Annotated in this window: 15 protein-coding genes; 7 read left to right on the top strand and 8 right to left on the bottom strand. The window is 67.5% G+C overall.

Annotated features, from left to right (window positions below):
• Positions 1–20 precede the first annotated feature (20 nt).
• Both ABE483_RS07495 and ABE483_RS07490 read left to right on the top strand, forming a co-directional pair.
• Positions 21–998: a L,D-transpeptidase gene (locus ABE483_RS07495; protein WP_346481442.1), complete on the top strand. Its 978-nt coding sequence runs from the start codon at positions 21–23 to the stop codon at positions 996–998.
• Between the two features lie 3 nt (positions 999–1,001).
• Positions 1,002–1,691 (top strand): M23 family metallopeptidase, encoded by a 690-nt coding sequence (locus ABE483_RS07490; RefSeq protein WP_346481441.1) that lies wholly within the window; start codon positions 1,002–1,004, stop codon positions 1,689–1,691.
• Here the strand turns inward: ABE483_RS07490 and ABE483_RS07485 are convergent, their stop codons facing one another.
• Entirely contained in the window at positions 1,692–2,045 is a 354-nt protein-coding gene (locus ABE483_RS07485) for a hypothetical protein (protein WP_313210909.1), read from the bottom strand. It lies immediately after the preceding gene.
• Between the two features lie 204 nt (positions 2,046–2,249).
• Between ABE483_RS07485 and ABE483_RS07480 the strand changes: the two genes are divergently transcribed.
• Positions 2,250–2,663: a hypothetical protein gene (locus tag ABE483_RS07480; protein WP_346463058.1), complete on the top strand. Its 414-nt coding sequence runs from the start codon at positions 2,250–2,252 to the stop codon at positions 2,661–2,663.
• 99 nt (positions 2,664–2,762) lie between these two features.
• Here ABE483_RS07480 and ABE483_RS07475 read toward each other — a convergent pair whose 3' ends face one another.
• The 4 genes from ABE483_RS07475 to hflK all read right to left on the bottom strand — a co-directional run bounded on the left by ABE483_RS07475 (position 2,763) and on the right by hflK (position 6,733).
• On the bottom strand, positions 2,763–4,055 hold the full coding sequence (locus ABE483_RS07475; protein ID WP_038686937.1) for an adenylosuccinate synthase: 1,293 nt from the start codon (positions 4,053–4,055) through the stop codon (positions 2,763–2,765).
• Positions 4,056–4,496: 441 nt separating this feature from the next.
• Positions 4,497–4,682 (bottom strand): DUF2065 family protein, encoded by a 186-nt coding sequence (locus tag ABE483_RS07470; protein WP_121038863.1) that lies wholly within the window; start codon positions 4,680–4,682, stop codon positions 4,497–4,499.
• 69 nt (positions 4,683–4,751) lie between these two features.
• On the bottom strand, positions 4,752–5,615 hold the full coding sequence (locus ABE483_RS07465) for a protease modulator HflC (RefSeq protein WP_019186091.1): 864 nt from the start codon (positions 5,613–5,615) through the stop codon (positions 4,752–4,754).
• Positions 5,612–6,733 carry an FtsH protease activity modulator HflK gene (gene hflK / locus ABE483_RS07460; protein ID WP_259259501.1) on the bottom strand — a complete coding sequence of 374 codons (1,122 nt, stop codon included), beginning with the start codon at positions 6,731–6,733 and terminating at the stop codon, positions 5,612–5,614. The genes ABE483_RS07465 and hflK overlap by 4 nt, the downstream gene beginning before the upstream one ends.
• 221 nt (positions 6,734–6,954) lie before the next feature.
• On the opposite strand from hflK, the gene ABE483_RS07455 reads away from it, so the two are divergent.
• Both ABE483_RS07455 and pilH read left to right on the top strand, forming a co-directional pair.
• Positions 6,955–7,950, top strand: coding sequence for a YhdH/YhfP family quinone oxidoreductase (locus ABE483_RS07455; protein WP_346481440.1), 996 nt, complete (start codon positions 6,955–6,957; stop codon positions 7,948–7,950).
• A gap of 89 nt (positions 7,951–8,039) precedes the next feature.
• Positions 8,040–8,423, top strand: a complete 384-nt coding sequence (gene pilH / locus ABE483_RS07450; protein ID WP_313210920.1) for a twitching motility response regulator PilH — start codon at positions 8,040–8,042, stop codon at positions 8,421–8,423.
• A gap of 82 nt (positions 8,424–8,505) precedes the next feature.
• Here the strand turns inward: pilH and ABE483_RS07445 are convergent, their stop codons facing one another.
• On the bottom strand, positions 8,506–9,402 hold the full coding sequence (locus ABE483_RS07445) for a DnaJ C-terminal domain-containing protein (RefSeq protein ID WP_121038875.1): 897 nt from the start codon (positions 9,400–9,402) through the stop codon (positions 8,506–8,508).
• A 250-nt stretch (positions 9,403–9,652) separates the two neighbouring features.
• Here ABE483_RS07445 and ABE483_RS07440 point away from each other — a divergent pair, with 250 nt between their 5' ends.
• Together ABE483_RS07440 and ABE483_RS07435 are read left to right on the top strand one after the other, a co-directional pair.
• Positions 9,653–10,135, top strand: a complete 483-nt coding sequence (locus ABE483_RS07440; protein ID WP_346481439.1) for a peroxiredoxin — start codon at positions 9,653–9,655, stop codon at positions 10,133–10,135.
• 29 nt (positions 10,136–10,164) lie between these two features.
• A complete protein-coding gene (locus ABE483_RS07435) occupies positions 10,165–10,737 on the top strand; it encodes a ferritin-like domain-containing protein (protein WP_102788120.1) in 573 nt (190 codons plus the stop codon).
• A gap of 263 nt (positions 10,738–11,000) precedes the next feature.
• Here ABE483_RS07435 and pbpC read toward each other — a convergent pair whose 3' ends face one another.
• Both pbpC and ABE483_RS07425 read right to left on the bottom strand, forming a co-directional pair.
• Positions 11,001–13,376: a penicillin-binding protein 1C gene (pbpC, locus tag ABE483_RS07430; RefSeq protein ID WP_346481438.1), complete on the bottom strand. Its 2,376-nt coding sequence runs from the start codon at positions 13,374–13,376 to the stop codon at positions 11,001–11,003.
• Positions 13,377–13,421: 45 nt separating this feature from the next.
• Entirely contained in the window at positions 13,422–18,341 is a 4,920-nt protein-coding gene (locus ABE483_RS07425; protein WP_346481437.1) for an alpha-2-macroglobulin, read from the bottom strand.
• Positions 18,342–18,392: the final 51 nt, after the last annotated feature.

The raw sequence follows: 18,392 nt of genomic DNA, 5'->3' as shown, positions 1-18,392 counted from the left end.
CGTTCCCGCTGGAGTTGCCGATGTCCCTTCGCCTGCACCGTATCGCCCGCCTCACCGCGCTCGCCCTCGCCCTGGGGGTCTGCTCCGGTTGGGCGGTCGCACAGACGGCACCCGCGCCCGCCGCGATCCCGGACGCCGACGCGACGCCGCTGGCGACCGGGCCACGCTCGGATCTGCATGCGCAGGTGCTGCTGGACCGCGCGCACTTCTCGCCCGGCCAGATCGATGGGGAGCGCGGCTCCAACCAGAAGCGCGCCGTGTCCGGCTTCCAGGCCGCCCGCGGGCTGAAGGTCAGTGGGGAGCTGGACGATGCCACCTGGCAGGCGCTGCAGCCCGATGCCGCCCCGCCGCTGGTGCGCTACACGCTCACCGCGGAAGACGTGGCCGGTCCGTTCCAGCCGGTGCCCAAGGGTCCGGCCGCGCAGGCCAAGCTGAAAACCCTGGGCTTCGGTTCGATCGAAGAAGCGCTGGGCGAACGCTTCCACGCCTCCCCCGAGCTGTTGAAGACGCTCAATCCCGGCGTCGACCTGGGCAAGGCCGGCAGCGTGATCCAGGTGCCCAACATCGCGGCCGCCCCGCTGCCGAAGGCCAGCAAGCTGGTGATCGACAAATCCGACTCCACGCTGCGGCTGTTCGATACGGACGGCAAGGTCTACGCGCAGTTCCCGGTGTCCTCGGGCAGCAAGCATGACCCGCTGCCGATCGGGAAATGGAAGATCCTCGGCATCTCCCGCGATCCCACCTTCCACTACAACCCCAAACTGTTCTGGGATGCCAAGGCGGGCGACAGCAAGGCGGTCCTGCCGCCGGGCCCGAACAATCCGGTCGGCGTGGTGTGGATCGACATCTCCAAGCCCCACTACGGCCTGCACGGCACGCCCGAACCCGGCCATGTCGGCAAGACCGAATCGCACGGCTGTGTGCGCATGACCAACTGGGATGCGCTGCAGGTCGCCGCCGCGGTCGATGCCTCGGTACCGGTCGTGATGCAGGAGTAAGCCATGAAGACCTTTCGACTGCTGGCCGTGGGACTGGTGATCGGCGTGGTCGGTTACTGGCTGCTGGGGCCGGGCCCCTCATCCCGGCTCGGCGCCGCCGAACCGGCCAAGGTGGGCTCGGCCACGAGTTCGGCCCGTGCTGCGCTTGATGCCCCGCGCCCTACGCCGGCCACGACGCCGGTGCCCACCGGCACCTCAGCCACACCGCCCGCGCCGGACGCGGGAAGTGCCGCACCCGCACCGGCGAGCGCGGCCGGAGCGCTGCTGCTGCCCGTGCAGGGCATCGGTGCGGATCAGCTGCAGGACACCTTCACCGATGCGCGCAGCGAAGGCCGCGTGCATGATGCGATCGACATCCTGGCGCCAAACGGGACGCCGGTGCTGGCCGTCGCAGACGGGACGGTGGAGAAACTGTTCGACAGCGTGCGGGGCGGACTGACGGTGTACCAGTTCGAACCAAGCGGCCGTTACTGTTACTACTACGCGCATCTGGACCGCTATGCCGATGGGCTGGCCGAGAAGAAGACGATCAAGCGCGGTGAGGTGATCGGCTATGTCGGCAGCACCGGCAATGCGAGTCCCGAGGCGCCCCACCTGCATTTCGAAATCCATGTACTGGGTCCGGAAAAGCAGTGGTGGAAAGGTGAATCAATCAATCCGTATCCCGTGTTGAAGGGGCAGCAGGCCCTTTGATCAACGCGCACCGGGGGGAGCGTCCCGGATCGCCCGCGCCAGTTGCCAGGCGCGCCCGCGCAGTGCATCCAGGCGCTCATTGAGTTCCTCCGCGTCTGCGCGCCACTGGAAGTGGCCGTTGCTGTAATCCATGCCCAACGCAACATCATTGAACGACCCCATGCCGCCATAGGCGCGCAGCACGCTCTCCGGCGCGCCTGGATCGCCCTGCTCAAGCTGGGTGATGACCCGCTGCATCCAGTCGGCCCAGTGGGTTTCCCCGTCGCCGCGCAACAGCGCTTCAAGCTCGGACACCACCGCATGCAACGCGCGGTCCGCGCTGCTCATGCCGGTGGCCACGTGATCTTCAGACACCCGGTCTGCCCTGCTGATTGGTGAGGTGCACAGCATGCCATGGCCCCGCGCTGGCGGGCGTGGTCACTGCGGTCCGATGGCTGCGGGCAACCAGTAAAACTACTGGCGCGAATGCGGGAAATTGCCGTTGCCCCGCGCATCGACGCGGCGGACACTGCGTGCTGAAGACATGCCCCCCTCCCCTGCGGTCTGGAGACACCTGTGATGATGCTCGCGCACCGCGTTGCCCTGCTCCTTCTATGCGGCGCTGTCGCCGCAAGTGTTGCCGCGGCGCAGGATCTGCCCGCCACCGCGCCGGATCGTTTCGCGATGCTGGACCGCAATGGCGACGGCAAGGTCAGTCGCGATGAGTACGACGGAGATGCCTTCTTCCGCCTGGTCGATGCGGATCACAATTACCGGGTGAGCGTGGAGGAAGTGCAGGCGGTGCTCGGCCCGCAACGTGATGGCGAGTTCTCGGCCGCCGAATGGGTCCGCATCGCCGACCTCAACGGCGACGGCGAATTGAGTGCCGAGGAGATGCGTCGCTCATCGCAGATGCGTTTCCAGACCCTGGATGCCAACCACGATGAGAATCTGGAACTGTCGGAACTGCAGATGGGCATCGGCCGGCGCTGACCCGGGCTTGGCAACGAAAAAGCCCCGCTTGCGCGGGGCTTTTCTTTACGCCTTACACCGTTACGCCATACCGGGAATGGCCCGGCACTACGCGCCTGATCAGGCGAACGGATCCTGCAGGACCATGGTGTGGTCGCGGTCCGGGCCGGTGGAGACGATGCTGACCGGGCAACCGGCCAGCTCTTCCAGCGCGCGCAGGTAAGCGCGGGCGGCCGGCGGCAGGTCGTCCCAGTTGGTGATGCCGTGGGTGTTCTCGGTCCAGCCCGGGAACTCCAGGTACACCGGCGTGCATTCTTCCCAGCCCTGCGCGTCCAGCGGGGCGTATTCGGTACGCTTGCCGCGGTATTCGTAGGCGATGCAGACCTTCAGCTTTTCCATGCCGTCGAGCACGTCGAGCTTGGTGATGCACAGGCCGCTGATGCCGTTGATGGCGACGGCGCGCTTGAGCGCGACGATGTCCATCCAGCCGCAACGACGCGGGCGGCCGGTCGAGGCGCCGTACTCGGCACCGCGGTCGCGGATGCCCTGGCCGACTTCATCGTCCAGCTCGGTCGGGAACGGACCACCGCCGACGCGGGTCGCGTAGGCCTTGGCGATACCCAGCACGTAATCGATCGCGTCCGCGCCGACGCCGGCACCGGCCAGCGCGCCGCCAACGGTGGTGTTGGAGCTGGTGACGTACGGGTAGGTGCCGTGGTCGATGTCCAGCAGGGCGCCCTGGGCGCCTTCGAACAGCACGCGCTTACCCTGCTTGCGCAGGTCGTGCAGGATGCCGGCAACGTCGGACTTCATCGGCTCGACGTATTCGCCGAAGGCCAGCGCTTCGTCGTAGGTCTTCTGGAAGTCGACCGCGTCGGTCTTGAGGTAATTGGTCAGCACGAAGTTGTGGTAATCCAGCGCGGTACGCAGGAGTTCTTCCAGCTGGGCCGGGTAATGCAGGTCGGCGATGCGGATGCCGCGACGCGCCACCTTGTCTTCATACGCCGGGCCGATGCCACGGCCGGTGGTGCCGATCGCCTTGCCGCCGGCAGCGCGTTCGCGCGCCTGGTCCAGGGCGATGTGGTACGGCATGATCAGCGGCGCGGCCGGGGAGATCTTCAGGCGCGAACGCACTTCCACGCCGGAGGTTTCCAGCTCGGCGATTTCCTTCTGCAGCGCAGCCGGGGAGATCACCACGCCGTTACCGATCAGGCACAGCGCGTCGGCACGCAGGATGCCCGACGGGATCAGGTGCAGCACGGTCTTCTTGCCATTGATGACAAGCGTGTGGCCGGCATTGTGGCCGCCCTGGAAACGTACTACGGCACCGATTTCCTCGGTGAGCAGATCGACGATCTTGCCCTTGCCTTCATCGCCCCACTGGGCACCCAACACGACAACTGACTGACCCATGACGGGTAACTCCTGGTTTTTGTGCGGCCATCGGGGCCGCGGGTTTGGGACCATGCCGGGGTGGCCGATCAGCGCGGGGTGGCGGGCTCCAGCGGGGAGCGCGCCGACGCTGGGGTACCCAGACACGGAAAAAGCCGGACGAGTGACTCTGAAACAGAGTGCCCGTCCGGCTTTTGTGCATTATCCGGGTTTCCGGTGGCTGCTGCCACCCCGGCGGCCGGTGGACTTCACCGGCCGGTCAGGACCGCCGCGGGATGGAGTCGGCCAACGGCCGGTTCCAAGGCGGTAGTGCCGGCCGCTGGCCGGCTCCAGAGCTTTCGGTAGTGCCGGCCGCTGCCCGGCTCCAAGCCGTTCGGTAGTGCCGGCCGCTGGCCGGCTCGCAGGATGGCCTGGAGCCGGCCAGCGGCCGGCACTACCAACGAGCGCATGGCGGGAACCCTTTCAGTGCTTGAGCCACCACAGGGTAGTGAGGCCCGCCAGCAGGATCACCCCGCCCCAGGTGCGCAGGGCACTGCTGCGCAGCATCAGCAGCTGCTCGGCCATGCGCTTCCAGGCCAACGGGGCGGCGAACAGGAACAGGCCTTCGAGCACGGCGACCAGGCACAGGGCCGAGAACAGATCTTTCATGACATCTCCACAAACAAAACGGGGACCCGGTCTGCACCGGGTCCCCGTGGATGACTACCGCCTGCGGCCTCAGCGATCGCTCTTGAGGTACTGCAGGAACGGGTCGTTCTTGTCGAGCACGATCACGCCGTTGCCGTCGGTCATGGAGCCACGGTAGGCCTCCAGGCTGCGGTAGAAGGCGTAGAACGACGGGTCGGCCGAGCCGGCCTTGCCGTAGATGCGGGCGGCATCGGCATCGCCGGCACCGCGCAGCTGCTGGGCGTCGCGCTCGGCTTCGGCCACGATCACGGTGCTCTCGCGGTCGGCCTGGGCACGGATGGTCAGCGACTGCTCTTCACCCTCGGCGCGCAGCTTGGCCGCTTCCTGCTTACGCTGGGCGCGCATGCGCTCGTACACATCGTTGATCACCTGGCTGTCGGTCGGCAGGTCGATCTGCTTGATGCGCAGGTCGATGATCTGCATGCCCAGCGCCTTGACCGACTCGTTGATGCCGGTCAGCTGGTTGGCGATCAGTTCGCTGCGATCCCCGGACACCAGCTGCTGCAACGAACGCGAGTTGATCTGGTTGCGCAGGGAGTCGGTGATGATCGGGGCCAGGCGGGCATTGGCCACGCGGGCATCGCCGCCGGTCGCACGGAAGTACGCGCGCACGTCGGAGATGTAACCGATGGCGAAGAAGTCGACGCTGACGTCCTTCTGCTCGGCGGTGAAGTAACGGGCCGGGGCGGTGTCGAGCACCTGGAAACGGCGATCGAACACGCGCACCGTTTCCACCAGCGGCACCTTGAAGTGCAGGCCCGGCTTGATGTCCGCACGGACCACCTTGCCCAGGTTCAGCACCATCGCGGTCTGGTCCTCACGGACCACGTAGACCGAACCCAGCAGGCCGAGCAGGACCGCTACGGCCAGACCAATCCACAGTGAACTTCTCATCGGCTGCCCTCCTCACGACCGGTCGGGCGCGTCGTCGGACGCTCCGCATTGCGAACGCCATCCACGGCCGTGCTGGCAGGCAGCGACGGCAGCATGACTTCCGGGGTCACCGCCGGAGCGGCATTGGTGCTGGTGCGGTTGTCGCCCGGCATCGGCACGTAGATCAGCTGGCGGCCATCGCCACCGATGATCTTGCGGTTCTCCGAGAGCACCTTCTGCACCGTTTCCAGCCACAGGCGCTTGCGCGTGACCTCCGGGGCGTCCTTGTACTGGACCTGCAGCAGGCTGAACCGCTCGGCATCACCCTCCGCCTTGGCGACCACGGCCTGCTTGTAGCCTTCAGCGGTGGTCCGGGCCCGTGAGGCCTGGCCGCGCGCTTCCGGAACCACCTTGGCCGCGTAGGCCTGGGCTTCGTTGATCAGACGCTCCTTGACCTGCTGGGCACCGTTGACCTCATCGAAGGCCGGCTTGACCTCCTCGGGCGGGCGGGCATCGGGCAGGGTCAGGCCGGTCACGGACAGACCGGTGCGGTAGCTGCCGAGCGAGGCCTGCAGGCGCTCTTCGGCGGCCACGGCCAGCGGGCCACGGTTGTTGAGCACGTTGTTGAGGTCGGCACGACCGACCTGCTCACGCACCGCGCTCTGCGCGGTCTGTTCCAGCACCTGGTCGGCATCGACCGAGCCGAACAGGTACAGGCGCGGATCGTCGATGCGGTACTGGACGTTGAGCGAGACGTTGACGATGTTCTCGTCGCGGGTCAGGACCGGCACCTGGCTGCTGAACGTCTTGATCTCGGTGGCATTGACCTTGGTCACCGATTCCAGCGGCCACGGCAGCTTGAAGTTCGGGCCAGGCTGCAGGATGCGATGGAACTGACCGAAGCGCAGCACGACGCCGCGTTGCTGTTCGCCGATCAGCTGGAAGCTGGAGAACAGCAGCAGCAACACCGCAGCCACTGCGACCCACCGCAGGATGCCGCCATCGAACAGGTCTTTCAGCGGACCGGGCAAACCGCCCCAACCGCCGCCATTGCCGCCACCGCGAGGACCGAACGGCCCACGTCGATTCTCGTCGGGGCCTTGTCCGCCCTTGTTGCCGCCGGGTGTATTCCAGGCCATGCACGCTCCATCAAGGTAAGGTTGCCTGCGGGCCACTCCCGCACCGTCAACCGTTAAAACGTTAAATCGCTGTCGATTCTACTAGATGGGGCAGATCGACAGGATTGGAAGGGGGCACGCATCTCGGGGAACGATTCATAACCGCCTCCGCGACCGTCCGTGAGGGTCCCCGCGCGCCGGAGCAGCGGGTAAGGTGGTGTTTTCCCCCGTCAGGCATCTTCATGGCAATTCCCGACCGGTTCAACGCTTTCCGCATCCACCAGGACGATACCGGCTACCACGCCGGGCTGGAACCGATCGGCCTGGACCAGCTCAACCCCGGCGAGGTGGTCCTCCGCGCGCACTGGTCCTCGGTCAACTATAAAGATGCGTTGGCCGGCACTGGCAAGGGCAAGATCCTGCGACGCTTCCCGCTGGTCGGTGGTATCGACGTGGCCGGCACGGTGGTCGCTTCGACCGACCCGGCCTACCGCGAAGGCGATGCGGTACTGGCCACCGGCTGCGGGCTGAGCGAGACCCGCGATGGCGGCTACAGCCCGTATGTGCGCCTGGCCGCCAGTGCGGTGATCCCGCAGCCGACGGGACTCACCCCGCGTGAGGCGATGATTGTGGGCACGGCCGGCTTCACCGCTGCGCTGGCCCTGGTGCGGATGCTGGACAACCGGCAGACCCCCGCCCACGGACCGCTGGCCGTGACCGGGGCGACCGGCGGGGTCGGCTCGCTGGCGGTGGACATCTTCACCCGGGCGGGTTTCGAGGTGCACGCGATCAGCGGCAAGGCCGACCAGGCCGACTACCTGCGTGGACTGGGTGCCCGCGAGGTCCTGCCGCGGGATGTGCTGGCGACCGCCCGGCCGATGGAATCGGCGCGCTTCGGCGGCGGCCTGGACAACGCCGGCGGCGCGATGCTGACCAGCCTGCTGGCCCAGACCGTGCCCTACGGCTCGGTTGTCAGTGCCGGCCTGGCCGCGGGTCCGGCGCTGGACATGACGGTCATGCCCTTCATCATCCGCGGCGTGTCGCTGATCGGTGTGTCGTCCTCCAGCGCACCGCGTGATCTGCGCGAAGCGGTCTGGGCGAAGCTTGGCGGCGCCTGGAAACCGGCGCATCTGGAGACGATCTGCACGGGCGAAGTCGGGCTGGATGGCCTGCCGGCGGCGTTCGATACCCTGCTCGCGGGCGGCCACCACGGCCGCACGGTGGTACGAATCGACTGAGCGTGGCAGCCGGGCGACGGACGGCACGTCCGGCGCTTCACGACGGTGCGAGGCCCGCACTACACTGCGGGCATCACACGGGGAACACCATGGCACGCATTCTGATCGTCGACGATTCACCGTCGCAGCTGTTGGGGATACAGCGGATCGTCGAAAAACTCGGTCACCAGATCCTGACCGCCACCGATGGCGCCGCCGGGGTCGAAACGGCCAAGGCCGAACTGCCCGATCTGGTGCTGATGGACGTGGTGATGCCCAACCTCAATGGTTTCCAGGCGACCCGCACGCTGGCGCGCGACGCCTCGACCAAGCACATTCCGGTGATCCTGGTGACCACCAAGGACCAGGACACCGACCGCATGTGGGGCATGCGTCAGGGCGCCAAGGCCTATATCACCAAGCCGTTTTCGGAAGACGAACTATCCGAGGTGCTGGAGCGCGTTTTCAGCCACCAGGAACCGCCGACGGCGTGATGCCGATGGCGGCGGTTGGTACCGACCGTTGGTCGGTACGCACCAACAGTCGGTACGCCGCTGCATCGGCGCACCGCCTGCCTCACACCTTCTCGCCGAACGCCTTGGCCAGCGCCTTGTAGGCCTTCTTCTGCGCTTCGTCGGTCGGCGCCGGCGCAATGATCTCCAGCTCCACGATCTGATCGCCATCCGGGTTGCCCGGCAGGCCGCGGCCACGCAGGCGCAGCTTGCGGCCGGCATCGGACTCGGCCGGCACCTTCAGCTCCACCGCACCGCCCAGGGTCGGCACGCTGATGCTGGTCCCCAGCGCGGCCTGCCACGGGGTCACCTGCAGGGTGTACAGAATGTTGCGGCCATCCACCTCGAACTGCGGGTGCTCGGCGTATTCCACTTCCAGCAGCAGGTTGCCGCCACCGGTGCCCTGCCCGGTCAGGCGGATCACCTGGCCCGGGCGGATGCCCTTGGGCACGCGCACATCCAGCTGCTTGCCGCCCACGTTGATGCGCAGGCTGTCGCCCTGATAGGCCGCTTCCAACGGCACCGACAGCTTGGCGCGGGTATCGCGGGTCGGCTGCGGCCCCTGGCTGGCGCCGCCGAAGCCACTGGCGCGACCACCGCCACCGCCGCGCTGGCGCGCGAACAGGCTCTCGAAGAAATCGCTGAAGCCGCCGCCACCGGCGCCGCCCCCGAACACCTCTTCGAAGTCATAGCCCTGGCCACCGCCATAGTTCGGCGGGGTATGGAACTCCTCGCCGGGCCGGTAGCCCTGCGCCTTGAGCTGGTCATAGGCCGCGCGCTTCTGCGGATCGCGCAGCGCCTCGTAAGCCTCGTTGACCGCCTTGAATTTGTCCTCGGCCCCGGCTTCCTTGCTCACATCCGGGTGGTACTTGCGCGCCAGCCGGCGGTAAGCAGTCTTGATCTCAGCATCGCCCGCGGTGGGTTCCACCCCGAGCGTGGCGTAGTAATCCTTGAATTCCATCCAAACACCTCGACTAAGTTCGGCCACCCGCGTGGGCGGGCGCCGTCCGCGCAATTCTAGCCGCTGCGGACCGGCCCACCGTGACGCCGGGCGCGAATGATCCTGCGCAATGCGGCGGACATCCCAGCCGGCTACGCTGCCCCGGTAGCCCGCCTCTCCCGCTCCAGATGGGTCTGCACGTCCGGTTTTCAACGTGTTGACATGGCCATCCCATGCCCCTCACTACCCTGCCTGTGTCCAAGGAGTCCGCATGACCATCCACGTTGGCGACCGCATTCCCGAAGTCACCCTCAAGCGCATCCGCGAGGGCATGGAGACCATCGACACCCATGCCCTGTTCGATTCGCGCAAGGCGGTGCTGTTCGGCGTGCCCGGCGCATTCACCCCGACCTGTTCGGCACGGCACCTGCCCGGCTTCATCGAGCAGTTCCCCGAGTTCCGCCACCGCGGGATCGAAGTGTTCTGCATGGCGGTCAACGATCCGTTCGTGATGAAGGCCTGGGGCGAGAGCCAGCAGGTGCCCGACGGCCTGCAGCTGTTGTCCGACGGCAATGGCGAGTTCACCCGGGCCCTCGGCCTCGAGATGGATGCCAGCAGCTCCGGGATGGGCATCCGCTCGCGCCGCTTCGCGCTGTACGTCGAAGACGGTGTCGTGCGCGAAACCTTCATCGAGGAACTCGGAAAATTCGAGGTGTCTTCGGCCCAGTACGTGCTGGAGCATCTCCCCCGCTAGACCCACGCAACAGAGGAACCCGGCCAGCCATGTCAACGCCAGCCAAGAACACCCCCAACAACGCCCGCCCGCCGGGCATCAGCGACACCGCCACCCTGCGTGCCAAGGCCCGCAAGGACATCGAGGATGGCGCGATCACCGACAGCTACAGCGCCGACCGCAAGGCGGTGATCAAGCTGCTCAACGATGCGCTAGCCACCGAGTACGTCTGCGTGCTGCGCTACTACCGCCACTACTTCATGGCCAAGGGCATGCTCGCCGATTCGATCAAGGCCGAGTTCCTGGAGCACGCACAGCAGGAACAGGCGCACGCCGGCAAGCTGGCCGAACGCATCGTGCAGCTGGGCGGCGAGCCGGATCTGAACCCGGATACGCTCACCGCGCGCTCGCATGCCGAGTACAAGGAAGGCAGCGACCTGCGCGACATGGTCCGCGAGAACCTGATTGCCGAGCGCATCGCGATCGACAGCTACCGCGAGATGATCAACTTCGTCGGCGACAAGGACACCACGACCAAGCGCATCCTCGAAGAGATCCTCGCGCAGGAAGAAGAGCACGCCGACGAATTCGCCGATCTGCTGGACGGCTGGATCGGCGAGTAACGCCAGCCGCATGCCGACTCTTGGCCCTGTAGTGCCGGCCGCTGGCCGGCTCCTGACGCTGTAGTGCCGGCCGCTGGCCGGCTCCTGCAGCATCCGAACGGCGTGCAGTGCCGGCCAGCGGCCGGCACTACCGTTGATGGTGTGATGCCGGCCAGCGGCCGGCACTACCGTTCATGGGGTGATGCCGGCCAGCGGCCGGCACTACCGTTGATGGGGTGATGCCGGCCAGCGGCCGGCACTACCCGATCGCGGGCAGCAACCCGTCAGCGCAGGATCCGGAACCGCACCTCCGTCCACGCACCATCGGCGGCCAGCGCGGTCAGCGTGTGCTCACCCACCTCGTCGAAATCGCGCTGGAACAGCCGCGCGCCTTCAGTGCGGGCGATCCAGCGGTCATCCAGCAGCCAATCCACGGTCGTTTCATTGCCCAGTGCACGCAGTTGCAGGCGAACGCCGCGCTCGGCATTCGGCGCGCGTGCGAGGGTGGCGCGGTCGTTGAGCCCCTCGATATGCAGCGTCCCACCACTCTCTCGACCATCGTCGCTGCAGTCCGGGGACAACGCAGGCAACTGCGAGGCCTGACGCTGCGCGTGCGGCAACCACGGCGACAACAGCGCCGGCCAGCGCGCGATCTCACGCGACTCCGCCGCATGCGGTCGGCTGCACTCCGGCGACAGCCGCAGCCCCGTGCGCGCATCCACCTGGAACCGCTGCAGACCCGGCTGCCACAGCCGCGCCTCGCGCTCGGCGAAGGTCGGCGGCACCGCCCCATCGAGCACGAACGCCGGCATCCGCCGCTGGCACAGCGCGGGCGCCATCTGCTCGGCCAGACCACCGGTCGGCCAGCAGATATCGGCCTGCGCCACGCTCGCCGGCATCGGCGCCGCACGGGCATCGCCGGCCTGGCGCGGCAGACTGTCGACCACCTCGAACATCAGCGGCAACGCGGTCACCGCGCCGTACTGCCCGGGCAGCGGCGTGCCATCCGGGCGCCCCACCCACACACCTACCGTGTAATGGCGCGTCGTGCCGATCGCCCAGGCATCGCGGTAGCCGTAGCTGGTGCCGGTCTTCCAGGCCACACGTGGGCGGCCGGTGACATCGAAGGTGCCGGTGCCGTAGCCCGGGCGGGGATTGGACTCGAGCACCTCGCGGGTGATCCACGCCGCGCCGGGGGACATCAGGCGGCGCTCGATCACCGCATCCCCGGCGGTATAACGCACCCGCCCGGCGATACCGTTGCGGTTGAACGCGGCGAAGGTGCCGACCAGATCCTCCAGCCGCGCGCCGGTGCCGCCGAGAATCAGCGAGAGATTGGGCGCACTGCCGTGCGGAAAGCGCAGATTGATGCCCGCATGCGACAGGCGTGCCGCGAAGCGCGCCGAGCCGACGCGATCCAGCAGGTCCACCGCCGGCACATTGAGTGACAACCGCAGCGCCGTGGCGGCACTGACCGGCCCGTTGAAGGCCGCATCGAAGTTGCCCGGCCGATACCCGCCGAAGCTCTGCGGCGCATCCACCATCAGGCTTTCCGAATGGATCAGGCCATCATCCAGCGCCATGCCGTACAGGAACGGTTTCAGCGTTGAGCCCGGTGAGCGCCACGCCTGCACCATGTCCACATGGCCGAGCCGCTGTTTGTCGCCGAACGCCACCGAACCGACGTAGGCACGTGCCTCCAGTGTGCGGTTGTCCACCACCAGCAACGCCGCCGAGGTGCGCTCGGGCAGCTGTGAAAAGTAGGACGACACACGCTCTTCCAGCGTGCGCTGCAGGCCGATATCCAGCGTGCTCTCGATCCGCGCCGCCCGCGGCTGCGCCGAGCGCAGGCGCTGCGCCAACAACGCCGCATGCAGCGGGGGCTGCAGGGCGCGGGTGACCACCGGCTCGATGCGCGCATCGTCGACCTCCTCGCGTGACCACACACCGAGTGACACCATGCGTTCGAGCACCTTGTCACGCGCCCGCTGTGCCGCCTCCGGATGGCGGTCCGGACGCAACCGGCTGGGCGACTGCGGCAGCACCGCCAGCAACGCCGCCTCGGCATGCGACAACTGCGAGGCTGGCTTGCCCAGATAGGCCCAGCTCGCCGCCTCCACGCCTTCGATGGTGCCCCCATAGGGCGCACGTTCCAGATACAGCGCCAGGATCTGCGCCTTGCTCAGGTGCAGTTCCAGCTGCACCGCGCGCAGCAGCTGCTTGGCTTTGCCCCACGGCGTGCGCGTATGCGGATCGAGGATTCGCGCAACCTGCATGGTCAGCGTTGAACCACCGGAGACGATCCGCTGCTCGAACAGCCATTGCTTGCCCGCGCGCAGCAGGCCCCACGGGTTGATGCCGGGATGCCGCCAGAACCAGCGGTCTTCGTAGTTCAGCAGCGCCTGCAGATACAGCGGCGAGACGCTGTCGGCGGAGGCCGGGTAGCGCCACACCCCGTCCGCATCGGCGAACGCACGCAGCGGCGTGCCATCGCGCGCAACGACCAGGGTACTGGTGTCGCGTTGCCTGGGCAGCGGCGGCGGGAACGCGAGGTCCAGCACCAGCAGCAGTGTGAGCAGCGCCGCCGTTCCCCAGCGCAGGCAGGGCAGCACGTTGCGTCGCACGGATGCCCACGACCGTTTGGAAAAAAGAGACATCATGTCCATTCAGCAGGCGGGCCGTCATCGCGACGGCCCGCCCTGCGATCAGGGCTGCACCACGGTCAGCGAGGCCGGGAGGCTGCGCCCCACCCCGCGCAGGTCGGGACGGTACATGTCCTCCACCAGCGGCGGCGGCACGCGGTAGGTGCCCGGCGTGACCGCACGCACCAGATAGAACACCTTGGCAGTGCTGCCCCGCGAGAGTTTCAGCGCGGCCACATAGCGGTCATCGCGGAACTCCTCGTGCTTGATGTTGGCCGCATCGCCGCGGTCGTTGACGCTCAACCCGTCGACCACCACATCGGCCCACTGCTTGGCATCGCCCAGGTTGAAGTTCTCGATCTCCAGCCCGGCCGGGAGCAGATCGGTCAGCAGCGCATCGGGCATGTCCACGTTCGGGGTGACGCTGACCCGCACGATCAGGGCCTCGCCTTCCTTCAGCGGACGCGGCGTCCACGGCTTGCCATCAGTGGTGTACCAGCTGCGCTCCACGCCGAGCGTGCGGCTGTCCGGCTCCGGCGGGTTGCGCGGAATGCCGGCCACTTCCAGGCTGGCGAACATCGGCGGCTCCCCCTGCGGGGTGAAGCGCACGCCCTTGGCCAGCGCGGCGTAGTCGACGCTGCGGCCGAACATGCGGCGTGCCGAGATGCTCTCGCTCTCGCCCCCCACCACCAGTTCGCCCGAGACCAGCTTGGTCTGGTTGGCCGACAGCGCCTTGCCCATGCGCGCCAGCGCCACCTGCTCCTGGGTGCTCAGCCACATCCAGCCACTGTTGCGGCGGGCGTCCAGCGCGCGACCGAGATCGACCGCGCGTGCATCGTAGGCCGGCTTGGACAGCTTGCGTTCGTGCAGCAGCGCGATCATCAATGCGTCATCGCGCACCGCGCTGCCGTAATCGCCGAAGTAGGCCGGACGGTCGTCCGCGCTCTTGGCAAAGCCGGCGGCAATGGCCGCATCGCCGCGCTTGTGGTCGCCCTGCAGGGACAGCGCGATGCCCAGGTGCACCAGCGACAGGCCGGTCAGCGACTTGCTGCGTTCATTGTCGTACAGCGCGCGCAGGGTACCCAGCGGTGCACGGTTGACCCGGGCCAGCACGTAGCCCGAATACGCCTGGTTGGCGAACTTCAGGTTCTCGCGGCGGTCCTCGCCGTAGAACTGGTTGCCACCGGACAGCAGATCTTCACTCAGGCGGTTCAGCGCTTTCTGCAGCACGTTGTCCGGTACGGCGAAGCCGGCGTCCTTGGCGTCGAGCAGGAACTCGGCGATATACGGCGTCAGCCACGGATTGATGTAGCCGTCGTCGCCCCACATCGAGAAGTTGCCGTTGGCGACCTGCATCGAGGCCAGGCGGCCGAAGGCACCTTCCATGCGCTCGCGGCGGGTCTTGGCATCCAGCCCGTCCGCACCCAGCATGGCCGAGGTCGCTTCATCCAGCATCAGCGCGGCATAGCCCTTGCTGGTGGTCTGCTCGGCGCAGCCATACGGATAGTTGAGCGCGCCATTCAAGGCACTGGCGAACGGAATCGGCGGCAGCGCGCTGACCAGCATGCGTGCGGTCACCGAGTCGTTCATCAGACCATCGGCCAGGCCGGCGTCCATCGTGACGGCGGCCAGCGGATCCAGCGTGCGGGTCTGTGCGCGCAGCACCTGCGGCCACGCCGCGCGCACCGGCAGGTCATAGCGGCGATCGACCTTGAAGCCGTTGCCGTCCACGCGCACGCGGACCTTGGCTACCGTGTAGCCCTCGCGCGCGGTCAGCGGGAAGCTCAGCGTGCTCTTGGCGTCGGCGTTGAGCTTGAGCGTGCGGCTGGCGTCGCCCAGGGTCAGCGGCCCGATGCCATCGACCTGCACCTTGAACTCGCCCGGCGTGCCGGTGAAGTTCTGCACATCCAGGGTGACCGTGCTGGTATCCCCGGGCGCCATCACGCGCGGCATGCTGGCTTCGGCCAGGATCGGCGCGCGCACCACGGTCTCCACATCGCGCTTGCCGTACTGGTCATCGGCGTACACCAGCGCCGAGACGCGCAGGGTGCCGTTGAAATCCGGCACCTTCAGCGCGATCCGCGCGATGCCCTTGGCATCGAGTTTCACCGGGCCGGAGAACAGGTCCACCGTCTGCACCCGCGCGGTCGGGCGCTTGGCCTGCGGCATCGCGGCCAGCGCCATGTCGCCACCGAACTTCAGCTTGCCGCTGCTGCCGTCGAAGCTTTCGATCACGCGGCTGTAGATGTCATACGCATCCACGCCCAGACGACGCTGCGCGAAGAAGTGCGCAGCGGCATCGGGCACCGGGAAGCGGGTGATGTTGAGGATGCCCACATCCACCGCCGAGACGGTCACATGTGCGACCTTGCCGGCCAGCTGCGGGGCGCTCACGGTGACCGGCAGCGTCTGCTCCGGGCGCATCTGCTTGGGGGCCACCAGGCCCACTGCGATCTGCCGCGCCTTGCGGTCCATCGGCACATGCACCACGCCGACCGCACGGGCCGGGGTGATCTTGCTCGGGGCACTGCCGCCACGGAACACCAGCGCCGTGATGTAGACGTCGTGACGTTCCCATTCGGCCGTGACCGGAATGTCGTAGGTGCTGCCCGGCTTGGCGTCGATATCCTGGACGTAGAGCATCTTGTCGCTCTCGACCATCAGCACGCCCTTGCCGGCATGCGGCGGGGTCACGGTGACGCGCACGGTATCGCCGGCCTTGTAGCCGGTCTTGTCCAGCGCCAGCTTGACCTTGTCCGGGCGTGCATCCAGGCCGCGGTTGTCGTCGTTCCAGCTCCAGCCGGCGTTGAACGGATAGCGGCTGGTCAGCCCGGTGGCCGGGTCGAACACGTCCAACCGGTACTCGCCCCACTCCACCGGAACATCAACGCCGACCGCCGCACTGCCGGCATCAACGGTGCGGGTGTCCTTGTTCTCGAAGCGGCGGGTGAAGTCGTAATCCCAGCGGTTGTCGTTGAAGGTCCAGTGGTAATCGCGCAGCTCGCGCACCAGCGTGACCTTCAGGCCCTTGGCCGGCTGCGGCTTGCCTGCCGCGTCCACGCGCATCAGTTCGAAACGCGCATTGCTGTTGGCATCGGCGCCGTCCTTGGGATCGAACAGCGGGCGTACACCCACCAACGCCGTGGCCGGCCACATCACCCGCTTCAGGGTGCGGGTCACGGTGCGGCCACCGGTTTCATACACGCTGCCGGAGAGCACCACGGCGATCGGTGCGGTCGGCTTGACCTCGGCCGGCAGCTCCACGTCCTGGCGCAGTTTGCCGTCGGCCGGGAATTCGGTATCGATGACGTCGCGCGCCTCGCGCGGCAGCGCGGCGGTCGGGTCGCCGAAGAAGTAGCCCGGCAGCGACTCGACCGGCGACTGCTCGGCCGCTACGGCCAATCGCGCGGTGAAGCGGTTGCCATCGGCCGGCGCACCGTACAGATACGCCGCATCGGCCTGCAGCTTGAGCGGCTCGCCCGGCTTGAGCGTCTTCTGCGCGCTGTCCAGGTCCAGCTTCATGCGCTCGGGCAGGAACTCCTCGATCCGCAGGGTCATACCCTGGATCGCTTCCTTGCTGGCCGGGTTGGTGCGGAACTCCACCTGCCAGCGCCCGGTCGGGGCCTCGGCGGGGATCAGCTGCTCGAAGCTGAAGTAACCCTGCTCGCCCGGGGTCAGGCGGGTCTCGCGGAAGGTCTTGCCGTCCGGCTGCTTCAGGCGCAGGAAGACGGGCTGCGGCTTCACCGGCTTGCCGTCGTTGTCGCGCAGCAGTGCGGAAATGCGCACGGTCTCGCCGGGACGGTACAGGTCGCGGCCCGACCAGGTGAACACGTCGAACCAGGCGTTGTCGCGCCCGGCCACGGCGAACTCGCTCAGGTCCAGCGCGGGCTGGTTGAACGGCAGCATCGAGGTATCGCCGCCACTGCTGGCGATCAGCACATGGCTGGCATCCAACGTGTAATTGAGCAGCGCATTGCCGTTGCCGTCGGTTGCGCCCTTGAGCACCACCTCACCCTTGCCATCGAGGATGCGCAGCTCGATCTTCTTCAGCGACGCCCCGCTCTGCAGCGAGGCGGTGTGCACGAACAGCTTGTCCTTGTAGGCACGCGTATGCAGGCCGATGTCGCTGACGGTGAAGAAGGCGGTGTCGTACTCGCCTTCGAACGAACCGCTGCGCTTCATCACCGCGAAATACAGGCCGGGCTGCTGCAGCTCCTTGATGTCCTGGGTCGGCAGGTAGGTGAGCACGCGCTCGTTCTGCTTGCCGCCGATCACGAAGCGGTTGACGTACACCGGCTCGGCCAACTGCGACATCGGCGTCTTGTCGCCGTAGTCGCTGTCCAGCTCCCAGCTGCCGCGGCGCCCGCCGCGCTGGTACTGGCTGAAGAAGTTCGGCAGTTCCTTCTCGCGCACGCGCAGGAACTCCACGTCCACTTCCGGCACGTTGACCGAGACCACCGGCAGGCCGCGGCTGTCCTTGGCGGGCAGCACGCTGCCCTGCGAGGCGAACCCGGCCACCGGCTTGAGCTCGCCGGTGAAGACCTTCTGGCGCAGCTCCTTGCCGATCCGGCTGCCATCGGCGGCGAGCAGATCGGGCGAAACGATCAGCGAATATTCCTTGGCCGCCTCCACGAACGGATAGCGCAGGGTCTTGCCGTCATCGGACAGCGACCAGCTGCTGTCCTCGGTGCCGACCTTCTCGGCGAAGCGGACCAGTGCATCGAAATCCTGGGTGCCGACCAGCGGGCGCGAGAACTCCAGCGCCAGCGACAGGCCGTCGCTCTTCTGATCGGGGTAGGCCCGGACCAGGGTGAACTCGGTGACCGCCTCGGCCTTGGCCGTGATCGGCGCGCCGGACGGGGCTGGTAGCTGGCCGCTGTCGTTGCGCTTGCAGCCCCCGACGCCGATGGCCAGGCCGGCGACCAGCGCCAGGCCCGCGATTCCCTTCCAGCTCCACTGCCCGAACCGACTGCGGCTAGCCATGACGTCACTCCTTGAACAAGGCGGCCAGTATACGGGCCGTCCCCGTCCGTT

Origin of the sequence: Stenotrophomonas sp. TWI602, from assembly GCF_039674045.1 — a bacterium.
In the GTDB taxonomy this organism is placed as follows: domain Bacteria; phylum Pseudomonadota; class Gammaproteobacteria; order Xanthomonadales; family Xanthomonadaceae; genus Stenotrophomonas.
The sequence above is the reverse complement of the archived record's forward strand: the minus strand, read 5'-3'. Positions and strand labels throughout refer to the sequence as shown.

Excerpts from the sequence above, each read along its gene's own strand:
- ABE483_RS07495 (WP_346481442.1), top strand. The coding sequence starts at position 21 with ATGTCCCTTCGCCTGCACCGTATCGCCCGCCTCACCGCGCTCGCCCTC.
- ABE483_RS07490 (WP_346481441.1), top strand. The coding sequence starts at position 1,002 with ATGAAGACCTTTCGACTGCTGGCCGTGGGACTGGTGATCGGCGTGGTC.
- ABE483_RS07480 (WP_346463058.1), top strand. The coding sequence starts at position 2,250 with ATGATGCTCGCGCACCGCGTTGCCCTGCTCCTTCTATGCGGCGCTGTC.
- ABE483_RS07475 (WP_038686937.1), bottom strand. The coding sequence starts at position 4,055 with ATGGGTCAGTCAGTTGTCGTGTTGGGTGCCCAGTGGGGCGATGAAGGC.
- ABE483_RS07470 (WP_121038863.1), bottom strand. The coding sequence starts at position 4,682 with ATGAAAGATCTGTTCTCGGCCCTGTGCCTGGTCGCCGTGCTCGAAGGC.
- ABE483_RS07465 (WP_019186091.1), bottom strand. The coding sequence starts at position 5,615 with ATGAGAAGTTCACTGTGGATTGGTCTGGCCGTAGCGGTCCTGCTCGGC.
- hflK (WP_259259501.1), bottom strand. The coding sequence starts at position 6,733 with ATGGCCTGGAATACACCCGGCGGCAACAAGGGCGGACAAGGCCCCGAC.
- ABE483_RS07455 (WP_346481440.1), top strand. The coding sequence starts at position 6,955 with ATGGCAATTCCCGACCGGTTCAACGCTTTCCGCATCCACCAGGACGAT.
- pilH (WP_313210920.1), top strand. The coding sequence starts at position 8,040 with ATGGCACGCATTCTGATCGTCGACGATTCACCGTCGCAGCTGTTGGGG.
- ABE483_RS07445 (WP_121038875.1), bottom strand. The coding sequence starts at position 9,402 with ATGGAATTCAAGGATTACTACGCCACGCTCGGGGTGGAACCCACCGCG.
- ABE483_RS07440 (WP_346481439.1), top strand. The coding sequence starts at position 9,653 with ATGACCATCCACGTTGGCGACCGCATTCCCGAAGTCACCCTCAAGCGC.
- ABE483_RS07435 (WP_102788120.1), top strand. The coding sequence starts at position 10,165 with ATGTCAACGCCAGCCAAGAACACCCCCAACAACGCCCGCCCGCCGGGC.
- pbpC (WP_346481438.1), bottom strand. The coding sequence starts at position 13,376 with ATGATGTCTCTTTTTTCCAAACGGTCGTGGGCATCCGTGCGACGCAAC.
- ABE483_RS07425 (WP_346481437.1), bottom strand. The coding sequence starts at position 18,341 with ATGGCTAGCCGCAGTCGGTTCGGGCAGTGGAGCTGGAAGGGAATCGCG.